We start from the raw sequence: 236 nt of genomic DNA, 5'->3' as shown, positions 1-236 counted from the left end.
CGATGAGGGTGGACGAGCTGGAGCATTTGCGCAGGAGGGTGGCGGAGCTGGAGGCCGAGCGGGAGAAGCTCCTCGCCCGCCTCGCCTACCTCGAGGCCCTCGCCCAAAGCCGGAGCCTCTCCCCTTCCGGCCTCTCCCGGGAGCGGGCCCTGGAGCTCCACGCCCTCCTCTCGGCAGTGTGGCTGGATCTGAACGAGGTGCGCCCGGGCCGGGTGCCCGACCTGGACCGGGCCCTA

Annotated in this window: 1 protein-coding gene; it reads left to right on the top strand. The window is 72.5% G+C overall.

All coding sequences use genetic code 11. From position 1 onward, the window contains the following. Positions 1–2: 2 nt before the first annotated feature. Positions 3–236 (top strand): hypothetical protein (locus ACYQ0J_RS13590; protein WP_460172622.1); only part of this gene is annotated, 234 nt, incomplete at its 3' end.

It is taken from the genome of Thermus sp. FJN-A (genome assembly GCF_054655095.1).
This window is presented reverse-complemented; position numbering and strand designations above follow the sequence as displayed.